Source organism: Phaeobacter sp. (genome assembly GCF_022825805.1).
Classification (GTDB): domain Bacteria; phylum Pseudomonadota; class Alphaproteobacteria; order Rhodobacterales; family Rhodobacteraceae; genus Phaeobacter.
In genome coordinates, this window is record NZ_JAJDWC010000114.1 from 24,050 (window position 1) to 33,773 (window position 9,724).

Annotated in this window: 10 protein-coding genes and 1 pseudogene; 1 reads left to right on the plus strand and 10 read right to left on the minus strand. The window is 57.5% G+C overall.

Features of this window, described 5'->3' with window-relative positions; genetic code table 11:
- Positions 1–49: 49 nt before the first annotated feature.
- Genes Q0C28_RS12965 through Q0C28_RS12975 form a run of 3 tightly spaced genes read right to left on the minus strand, consistent with a single transcriptional unit; the run spans position 50 to position 2,162 of the window.
- Entirely contained in the window at positions 50–853 is an 804-nt protein-coding gene (locus Q0C28_RS12965; protein ID WP_293576450.1) for an iron chelate uptake ABC transporter family permease subunit, read from the minus strand.
- Entirely contained in the window at positions 850–1,680 is an 831-nt protein-coding gene (locus Q0C28_RS12970) for a metal ABC transporter ATP-binding protein (protein ID WP_293576452.1), read from the minus strand. The genes Q0C28_RS12965 and Q0C28_RS12970 overlap by 4 nt, the downstream gene beginning before the upstream one ends.
- Positions 1,680–2,162 carry a Fur family transcriptional regulator gene (locus tag Q0C28_RS12975; RefSeq protein WP_293576454.1) on the minus strand — a complete coding sequence of 161 codons (483 nt, stop codon included), beginning with the start codon at positions 2,160–2,162 and terminating at the stop codon, positions 1,680–1,682. The genes Q0C28_RS12970 and Q0C28_RS12975 overlap by 1 nt, the downstream gene beginning before the upstream one ends.
- A gap of 209 nt (positions 2,163–2,371) precedes the next feature.
- Here Q0C28_RS12975 and Q0C28_RS12980 point away from each other — a divergent pair, with 209 nt between their 5' ends.
- Entirely contained in the window at positions 2,372–3,511 is a 1,140-nt protein-coding gene (locus tag Q0C28_RS12980) for a zinc ABC transporter substrate-binding protein (protein WP_293576471.1), read from the plus strand.
- A 21-nt stretch (positions 3,512–3,532) separates the two neighbouring features.
- On the opposite strand, the gene Q0C28_RS12985 is transcribed toward Q0C28_RS12980, so the two are convergent.
- The 7 genes and pseudogenes from Q0C28_RS12985 to Q0C28_RS13015 form a co-directional block, all read right to left on the minus strand.
- Complete coding sequence (locus Q0C28_RS12985; RefSeq protein WP_293576456.1) at positions 3,533–4,810, minus strand: FAD-binding oxidoreductase; 1,278 nt, start codon at positions 4,808–4,810, stop codon at positions 3,533–3,535.
- A gap of 7 nt (positions 4,811–4,817) precedes the next feature.
- A complete protein-coding gene (gene modC, locus Q0C28_RS12990; RefSeq protein WP_293576458.1) occupies positions 4,818–5,939 on the minus strand; it encodes a molybdenum ABC transporter ATP-binding protein in 1,122 nt (373 codons plus the stop codon).
- Positions 5,932–6,630 (minus strand): molybdate ABC transporter permease subunit, encoded by a 699-nt coding sequence (gene modB, locus Q0C28_RS12995; RefSeq protein WP_293576460.1) that lies wholly within the window; start codon positions 6,628–6,630, stop codon positions 5,932–5,934. Before modB ends, modC begins: the two co-directional genes overlap by 8 nt.
- Positions 6,631–6,637: 7 nt before the next feature.
- On the minus strand, positions 6,638–7,369 hold the full coding sequence (gene modA / locus Q0C28_RS13000) for a molybdate ABC transporter substrate-binding protein (protein WP_293576462.1): 732 nt from the start codon (positions 7,367–7,369) through the stop codon (positions 6,638–6,640).
- Positions 7,370–7,695: 326 nt separating this feature from the next.
- A complete protein-coding gene (locus Q0C28_RS13005; RefSeq protein ID WP_293576464.1) occupies positions 7,696–8,253 on the minus strand; it encodes a chemotaxis protein CheD in 558 nt (185 codons plus the stop codon).
- Between the two features lie 19 nt (positions 8,254–8,272).
- Complete coding sequence (locus Q0C28_RS13010) at positions 8,273–9,214, minus strand: CheB methylesterase domain-containing protein (protein WP_293576466.1); 942 nt, start codon at positions 9,212–9,214, stop codon at positions 8,273–8,275.
- A gap of 159 nt (positions 9,215–9,373) precedes the next feature.
- A pseudogene (locus Q0C28_RS13015) lies at positions 9,374–9,724 on the minus strand (hypothetical protein); the annotation flags it as partial.

Here is a 9,724-nt window from a genome sequence, read left to right on the forward strand (position 1 = left end):
CTAGGGATTGGTCATCCAGGCCCAAAACAAATATGCGATGCCTTTAGGATCAATCCGAGGCCTGATCAAACAGCCGTTTGATGTTGGACAGCAAGAATAGGACCGCTGCAAGACAAACAATGGTTGGTCCAGTGGGTGTATCAAACTCAAACGCCAATTGCAGGCCACCCACTGCCGAGAAAACCCCGATGAGCGCTGCGATCAACGTCATCCGCTCGGGCGTGCTTGCGAAGGGACGCGCACTCGCCGCGGGTATGATCAACAAGGCTGCGATCAACAACACACCAACAACCTTGATGGCGACCGCGACAACAACAGACAAAGCCAGCGTCAGGATCAACTGTTCGCGTTGCGGATTGATGCCTGCGGCATGGGCCAAATCGCGGTTCAACGTGGAGGTCAAAAGCGCGGACCAACGCCACCAGAGCAGCGCAATGACCAGGGCAGCCCCGCCCCAAATGATCAGCAAGTCCTGCTGGTTCACAGCCAGAATGTCGCCAAACAGATATGCCATCAGATCAAGCCGAATGCCGCTCAGAAAGGACACGGCAACCAGGCCAAAAGCCAGCGATGAATGGGCCAGAACCCCCAGCAGCGTGTCAACGGCGTAGCCGCGGCCGCTGAGGGTTGAGACGACAGTGCCCATCAGCAACGCCATAACCAGAACACCTGCAAAGAGCGACGTTTCAAAGCTCAGCGCCAGAGCAATACCCAAGATCGAGGCATGCGCTGTTGCATCACCGAAATAGGCCATGCGCCGCCAAACGACGAAACATCCAAGCGGGGCAGCCGCCAGTGCCACGCCCACCCCTGCGAGTGCCGCGCGGATCAGAAAACTGTCAAGAAAAGTCAAATGAGGTCCTTCGTGGCTTGTTTTGCCTTGTCGGTTGTCTGGGTCGCCTCATCGTCAAACGCATGATCATGACCGCAGCTATGGTCATGGGTATGCGTGTGCTCGTGCCGGTAAAGCGCCAGGGCCCCTTGTGTGCCTGTCCCGAAAAGCGCGCGATATTCAGGCGCAGAGGCCACGTGCTCCGGTGCCCCTTCGCAGCAGATGTGGCCATTCAGGCAAATCACCCGATCAGATGCGGCCATGACTACATGCAGCTCGTGGCTGACCATCAGGATGGCGCACCCCAACGTCTGGCGCAGCTGTTCGATCTGCCGATAGAACGCCGCGGACCCCGGTTGGTCGAGACCCTGAGTTGCCTCATCCAGTATTAGCAGATGCGGCTGGCACAAGAGCGCGCGTGCCAACAAAACCCTCTGAAACTGCCCGCCTGACAGCCCGGTCATCTGGCGGTTCATCAGTTTTCCAGCTCCGGCTTTTTCCAGCGCGGCTTCGGCCTCTGGGTTTTTGACGGGGGTCGGAAGGCTAAGAAAACGCCGCACTGTCAGGGGCAGGGTCGGATCGATGTGGAGCTTTTGCGGCACATATCCGATCCGCAATCCTTGGCTCCGGCTTACGTCACCACTTTGGACTTCCAGTGCACCCACGACGGTGCGCAACAGAGTGGATTTGCCCGAGCCGTTCGGCCCGACAATCGTGACGATTTCGCCGGGTGCAATCTTGAAATTGACGTTGCGGAGCACCGGGCTCGAACTGTGTGCCACAGTTACGTTCTGCAATGTCACCAACGGTTGGGCATCCGCCTGGCTGGTCATCGTCTGTCTGCTCATCACTGTGCGCCGTCTTCCTGACAATTCGGGCAAAGGCCCTCAGCTTCCATCACCACTCGTTCAATTTGGAAACCAGCGTCGTCTTCTGCAGCTCCCAAACGTCCGTGGGTCACTTCTGAGGGTACCTCGGCGACGGTTCTGCAGATTCGACAGAACATGAATAGAGGCGCATGTTGATCTGTTGGATGGCTGCAAGCGACAAAGGCATTGAGGCGCTCGATCTTATGGGCGAAGCCGTTTGTAACCAAGAAGTCCAATGCGCGATAGACAATCGGTGGCTGTGAGCCCAACCCTTCGGTTCGCAGAATGTCCAGTAAATCGTAAGCGCCCATGGCTTTGTGGGCTTCCAAAAGCAATTCAAGAACACGTCTGCGCACGGGTGTGAACTGCAGCCCGGCCGCGCGACAATGCGCATCAGCGGCCGCTATTCCGTCGGCAATACAGGTACTGTGGTCATGGAAATGGAAACCGATCATGGTCATACCTAGCTGCCGAAACGGGGTCTGTTTCGGGGTTGATATGTTATGTTATGACGTTTATCAACCCGTGCAATGTTATACAATTACATAGGTGGGACATGATCACTGAAAGGAATTCTGACGCGACCAAAGCGGTCGGCGCGAAGAGAGCAGCCCGCGCGATGCAGGGTCTGCGCAGCCGGGTCGCGGTCACCGCATTGCTGTTTTCTGCAATGGGATCAGGTCACGCCATTGCTGAGGCACCAAATGTCGCAACAGACATTGGTCCAGTTCACGGTTTGGTGGCACGCGTGATGGAGGGGGTTGGCAGCCCTGACCAGATTGTCCCTCCAGGAGCGTCGCCGCACAGCCATTCGATGCGACCGTCAGAGGCACGCGCGTTGGATCGCGCAGATGTTGTGTTCTGGGTTGGTCATGATTTGACACCCTGGTTGGAAGGTCCAATTGAAACCTTGGCCGCGGATGCTGTTGTCGTGGAGCTGCTGGAGGCAGAGGGCACGCAACTCCTGACTTACCGGGAAAGTGCGACGTTTGCTTTGGACGTGGCCGAGACCGAAGCGCATGACGAGCATGATGAAGATGGTCATGATGACCACGGCCATAAAGATCACGATCACAAAGAGCACGGTCATGAAGACCATGATCACGAAAAGCATGATCATGATGCACATGGTCATGAAGACGCGCACGACGATCACAAAGACGATCATGCGGACCACGCCGATCATGCAAATCATGACACCGACGGCCATGACTCGCATGACCATGATGCACACGATCACGAAGAACATGCACACGAAGAACACGGACACGATGCGCATGGGCATGACCATGCTGCTGGTGGGACCGATCCGCATGCGTGGCTGATGGCTGAAAACGGCAAAACCTGGCTTTCGCAAATCGCGCAGACACTTGCGTCGGTTGATGCTGAAAATGCAGATCTGTATCTCGCGAACGCTGCAGCCGGGCAGGCCGAGATTGACGCGGCAAAAGCGCAGATCTCCTCGCAGCTTGCCGATCTGAAAACGAAACCAATCGTCGTTTTCCACGACGCCTATCAGTACTTTGAGGTTGGTTTTGATCTGCCCATCGCTGGTGCGATCGCGCTTTCGGATGCCTCTGACCCAAGCCCGGCACGTATCGCAGCCATTCAAGAAACAGTGCGGGAAAACAATGTTGACTGCGTGCTGTCTGAACCGCAGTTCAACAGCGGACTGGTTGCAACAGTAATGGATGGAACGACCGCCAAAACTGCGGTTGTCGACCCAATCGGCAGCGCGCTGACCCCCGGGCCACAATTCTACGTCGAGCTGCTGACGAGCATTGGATCGTCGATTGCGGCTTGCAAATAAGCATTGAAGGACCGCTGTTAGTTAGCGGTCCTTCAACAAATGAACCAGCGTGGCGCCGCTTTCGTAGTAGGCGCCACGCAGTTTTGAAAATGGCAGACTGTGGCTGGTGACCGGGCTGACCGGCAAATCGGAACTGTCGTTGCGCAAGAGTGCATCTGCCATCGCACTGCCGAACACGGTGCCCGGCCCGATCCCGCGGCCAGAATAGCCAAAACACGCGTAGCCGTCCCCAAGATCCAGGATCTTCGGGATGTGTTCATGGGTCATGGCAATTCTGCCATGCCACTGGGTTTCAAACGGCTGATCAGCCAGATCTGGGAACATTCGCGCCAGTTTCCTGCGCAGCCAGCCACTGTGAACTGCACTGCCCAGATGCCCCAATTGGCCCATTGCCCCGATGATCAAGCGCCCGGCCCGGTCTTTGCGCCATGAGGACATGACCAACCCAGTGTCCCAGCACCCTTCGGATGATGGCAAAATGCGATCCAACAAACCTGAGGGCAAAGGAGCTGTGGCGGCCTGGAAGTAGTGGACCGGAATGGTCGCAGGCGCGCTATAGCCGTCAATCGGCAAGGGGTAGGCATTGGTTGCCATAATCAGCTTCTTTGCGCGTATTTCGCCATTTGGTGTGATGGCCCGCCATATGCCTTTTGATGCATTTTTGTGCAGCGAGACAACGGGTGACTGGCTGTGCAGTTTGGCACCGCTGGCATGAGCTGCGCGCGCCAGCCCGGTCGCGTAGGCCAGCGGCTGAATGGTGCCAGCGCGTGGATCAAACAATGCGCCGTGGACCTGCGCGCTGCCCACGCGTTCTTGCGCGTCCGCTTTTGACAGTAGGGCAACCGGTGCGCCGGTGCGTTCCAACTGTGCATAGCGATTTTCGAGATCTGCCATTCCGGAGGGTGCATGCGCACAATGAAGCGTGCCTGCCCGCGTTGCTTCGCAGTTGATCTGGTAGTCTTCGATGATCTCAAACACACGGCTCGGCGCTTGCGCGAGGGTGTTAATCAGCTTGTCGGCTGCGGCGGCGCCCAGATGTTTTTGAATGTCATTTGGCGGCAACCAGAGCCCCGCGTTCACCAGCCCAACGTTGCGCCCGGACCCGCCAGCTCCAAAAGTGGCGGCCTCCAGCAACCGCACGTCTGCTCCGGTCTGCGCGGCCGTGAGTGCCGCAGAACAACCGGTGTAGCCGCCGCCAATGATCAGCAGGTCTGCGGTTTCCGTCGTTGTCAGCGGTGGGGCGATCACAGTTTCAAGATTTGTGCGCGCCCACAGCGCGGCATCGAGATTGTCGGTCATCAGTGGCTCACAGCTTGCAAGATGTCACAGGGTCAGGTGGTGATGCAGACGCGCCGCCAACATCCTCGCGCGCCACGGAGACCGTTTTGACAATCGCATGGCAGTTGCCTCCGACCTGCAGGTTCATTGCATCAGCGGAGCGCCGGGTGACCCGCGCGAGCAGAGTGCCGGCCTTTGTTTGCAGCGTCACCATTGCACCCGGTCCATCACCTCTGCGGATTTGTGTGATGGTGCCGGGGAATATGTTCAACGCAGACAGCCCGTCGGGTCGCTCGCGCGACAGAATGACATCATGGGCCGCGATACGCACCCTGATCCTCTTGCCGATGGCTTGTTCATGGCCGGGTAGAAACAGAGCGATGCCACCGGCATCAAGTTCGGTCAATCCATCTTGGTGATGGGCCTGAACCTTGGCATAAAGCACGGCTCCGGCCGCTCGGACACCGGTCGGCAAGGCGGCTGGATCGGTCAGGATGTCCGCTGTCGGGCCGCATCGCAGACACCGGCCTTGGTCGATAACTGCGACTGTTGTTGCCATCCGGGCGACCTCTGCGACCGAATGTGTGACGTAGAGCATTGGCACGGACAAGATATCGCGCAGCTGTTCGAAATACGGCAGGATCTCTGCCTTGTGGGCGTCGTCGAGGGCTGCGAGCGGCTCATCTGCCAGCACCAGATCAGGTGCCGAAAGGATCGCGCGGCCAATGGCGACCCTTTGCTTTTCGCCCCCCGACAGTTGGTGTGGAGATCGTTTTAATAACGCTGCCAGACCGAGCAGATCAACAACGTCGTCAAAATCAGCCGGTTTGCGGGACTTTGGCGTAAATCTCTGACCGTAGGTCAGATTTTGCTCCACAGTCAGATGTGGAAAGAGCCGGTTGTCCTGGAATATATACCCGATCCGCCGTTGATGAGACGGAAGGTTCACACCGGCGTCCGTATCCAGAAGCGTTTGGCCAGCCACCTTTATACGGCCGTATCGGGGGGTGAGCAGGCCAGCCACCGCGCTTATGACGGAGGTTTTGCCAGCACCCGAGCGGCCAAACAGAACCGTGACGCCAGGTGGGGCGTTGATCTCGATATCGAGCGCAAACCCCTGCAGTTGATGTGCCAATGTGAGGTCAATCATGTTTCGCGCCGATCTTTGCCGCGACCCGCCGGGCCAACCATTCCGAAAGCAAGAGCGCGCCCATTGCGATTGTGATCGAAATGATCACCAGCCGGAAGGCACCGCTTTCGCCACCTGGGATTTGCAAGAAACCGTAGATCGCCGAGGGTAGGGTTTGGGTGCGACCGGGGATATTGGCCACAAAGGTGATTGTTGCACCAAACTCGCCCATGGCCTTCGCAAATCCGAGGATCGCTCCAGTCAGGATACCCGGAACAATCAGCGGCAGCGTGATCGTCGCGAACACCCAAAACCGGGAAGCCCCCAGTGTCGCAGCGGCCTGTTCCAATTTTGGGTCAACCGCTTCAATCGAAAGACGCACGGCGCGCACCATCAATGGAAAGCCCATGACGGCAGCTGCCAAGGCCGCGCCGGTCCAGCGAAATGCCAAGGTCAAGCCAAATGCGTCGAGTGTTTTGCCAATCGGCGTTGTCGGGTTGAATACTGCAAGCAACAGATACCCTGTGACAACTGGGGGCAAAATCAGCGGAAGATGCACAATCCCGTTGAGCAGGGATTTCCCACGAAACCGTCCGCGCGCCAGCGCATAGGCGGTGAGAACAGCGAGTGGCATTGAGAGCGTCGTCGCCCAAAATGACACTTTGAGTGACAGTGCCACAGCATCCCATTCCTGAGGACCAAGCCACGCCATCAATGTTTCACTCCGCGCCAATGCCAAAGCCATACTGTCGCAAGATGTTTTGCGAAGCAGGACTTTGTAGGAACAGAAGAAATTCATTGGCGGTTTTTACATCACCAGCGGCGGTTGCCGCAGCAGTGTAGACGATTGGTGGATGGCTGGTTTCCGGGAAGGTTGCGATCACCCTGATGCTGTCGGTGTTTCGGGCGTCAGTTGCGTAAACAATTCCCAGCCGTGCAGCGCCGCGCGACACCAGGGCAAGGGCGGCCTGCACATTGTCTGTCTGCGCAACATATGGCACCATGTCGTCCCAGAGCCCTTGGGATACCAAAGCGGCGCGTCCATAAATCCCCGCGGGTACGGCATCCACCAGGCCCATCGCCAGGGGACGTTCCTGCACCGCTTCGATTAACTGCTCTGGTTTGTCGAGAGAAAATTCTGTCGTCTCATTAGCCGCGGCGACCAGAACCAACCGGTTAGTCAACCAATGCAAAGGTGGGGCCTCCGCCAACAATCCTTGATCTGCCGCCCACTCAGACCAGGCAATATTCGCTGATAAAAACACATCGGCGTCTGCCCCGAACCGAAGCTGGCGCGCCAGCAATGAAGAACCCGCAAACGACAAATCAACGGGTATGCCGCTGTAAAGCTCAAATTCCACAGCAATTTCTTCCAGCGGCACTTTCAGACTTGCGGCAGCAAACACGGTCAATCGTTCTGCCGCCTGTGCCTGTGCTTGTGACTGCGGCATCAGGCCCGCAATGAAAACGAGCAGCAGCGCCCAGACTCTGGCGATATTTGCACACCTCGACAGGGTGGTCGCTCTGTGGCGGCCTGGACGTTGGCGGTACAAGCGGCGGCATTGGTGTTGTGATGAAAGCAGAGACATTTACCCGGTTTGACGCATGTGTTTGACGGAACACTAGCATGTGGACCAATGGCAGCAACCGCCAGTGACCGCTTTGGGGAAAATGCCATGATTGCGAGGTGTTGCTGACCATATAAACAGACCAGATACAAAAAGGGGGGGCAGCGATGGCTGCCCCCCCTTTTTGATCCGGCCATTTAGTGGACAGATTAAAACAGTGTCACTGCACCTGGATCGCTTGCAGGTTTTGGCTGCGGTGCTGGCGCAACGGCTGCTGCGCGTTCGATATCACCAAGCTGGCGATCATCCTTGACCTGGGTTTGCTGTGCGGCACCGGTCACCGGGTGAAACCGCACTCTGCGCGCCGAGGTGCCCCCAACGCTTGAGGAAATGACGGGAATACCCTCGTCTCGCAGGAACCGTTGTACGAAATCGGCGTTATTGGCGCCGATATTGGACAGGTTGGCGGACATCTTGGCTCCGCCAAAGACCTTAGCCTTCAGGTGGTCCCGTTGGGCGCCTTTCTTCATGATGCCGTTGATCAACAGCTCCATTGCATGAACGCCATAGCGGGCATTGACGGAGTCAGAGGCGCTGGAAGAGGCCAAAAGAAAATGGTTCATGCCTCCGACGCCATTGCGCTCGTCGTAGATGCATGCCGCGATACAAGACCCCAAAACTGTTGAGAATGCCACCGTTGGTGAGGTGGACACACGGTATTCGCCCTGCAGGACAGTTACCGTGGAGGAGTTTGCAAAGACACTCAAAGTGGTTTCCTTCCTGTTTTCAGGACTTGCACGCCTGAATGAGAGTTCCGGCCATCCGCGCAAGCGGGACCTGTTGTTGTGCTGCACCCATTTCCCAGGCAACCCGAGGCATGCCGTAGACCACGCAGCTTTTTTCATCTTGGGCAAATGTTTTGGCGCCTGCTTTGCGCAGCTCCAAGAGACCTTGAGCCCCATCTTGCCCCATACCAGTTAAGATTGTTGCAACAACCTGCTTGGCCATGGGCACAGCGGACATGAAAAGTGCATCCACTGACGGCAAATGCCCAGAAATGGGTGGGGCATCCTTGAAACGCGTCTTCAGAGGTTTGCGTGACGTCAGGCCCATATGTTTGGGTTGACCAGCGGCAATGTAAACGGTGCCGGGGCTCAGGCTCATGCCATCTTCGGCGGCAACGACTTTTGCGGGGCAAACACGATCCAGTAGGGAAACGAGGCCGCGGCCAAAGTTCTTTCCGGTGTGCTGAACGATCAATGTAGGCGGGCAATTCAGTGGAAAGCCGACAAGAACGCTGCGCAGCGCTTCGACACCACCGGTCGACGAGCCAATCAGGATGACCTTGTCGCTTCCGGGGCCTGCGCTGGCCGCGCCGTTGGATTTCTGTGCCATGTTGGGCTGGTTGCGGCGCGGTGCCTTCACCATCATGTCGTAGTACTGCGAAAACACCCGGGGATGATCCGCTTTGGTGAGTTCGAAAATCCCAGCACCCACATCCAGCAGTGGTGAGGACCCGCGCGCTGGCGTCGAGCTGTGGGAATCCATTACAGACACCCAACGGATATCAAGCGCGGAGAACAAGGCGAGCATCATCTCGAATTCAGGCAGTTTGGTGAACCCGTCTTCAACAAACGCAAAGGTGGGTTGACCAGCCTCCGCCTGATTGTAGGCCATCATCAGGTTGTTGGCCAAAAGCACCTGTAACCCGGGATAAGAGGATTGCATGTGCTGTTGAAGACTCTGGGCGAATTGCCGGTCCGTGGTGATGATCAATAGACTCTTTGACAATGCTTTTTCCGCTCTGTTTGTCCGGTCGATGACCGAAGTGTTGCATTTTGATGGACCGGGCCGCACACAAGTCGGCGGCCCGGCATCATGTTTGAATTAGAAGTCTTGCCAGATGTCTTTTGCAGTGTTGCCGGAGATTGCGGCTGCGGCTGCGGCGGGTTGCGGGGTGACATCTTCTTCGATGTTCCAGTCGTCGCCATGAGCGCTGGGGGCGCTGGGTTTGGCGGCTGCTTGGTTGGTTGGTGAGGGTCGTTGCGCGCCTGCGGCTGCCGGGGCCATTGCGGCAGGGCGCGCGCTTGCGCTGCCACCGGCGACTTTGAAATGCGCCACCAGTTGCGCCAGTTTGCTGGCATCGGTGTTCAGCATATGGCTGGCGGCGGTGGCTTCCTCCACCATGGCGGCATTCTGCTGCGTCACCTGATCAAGCTGGGTCACGCCGGTGTTGAT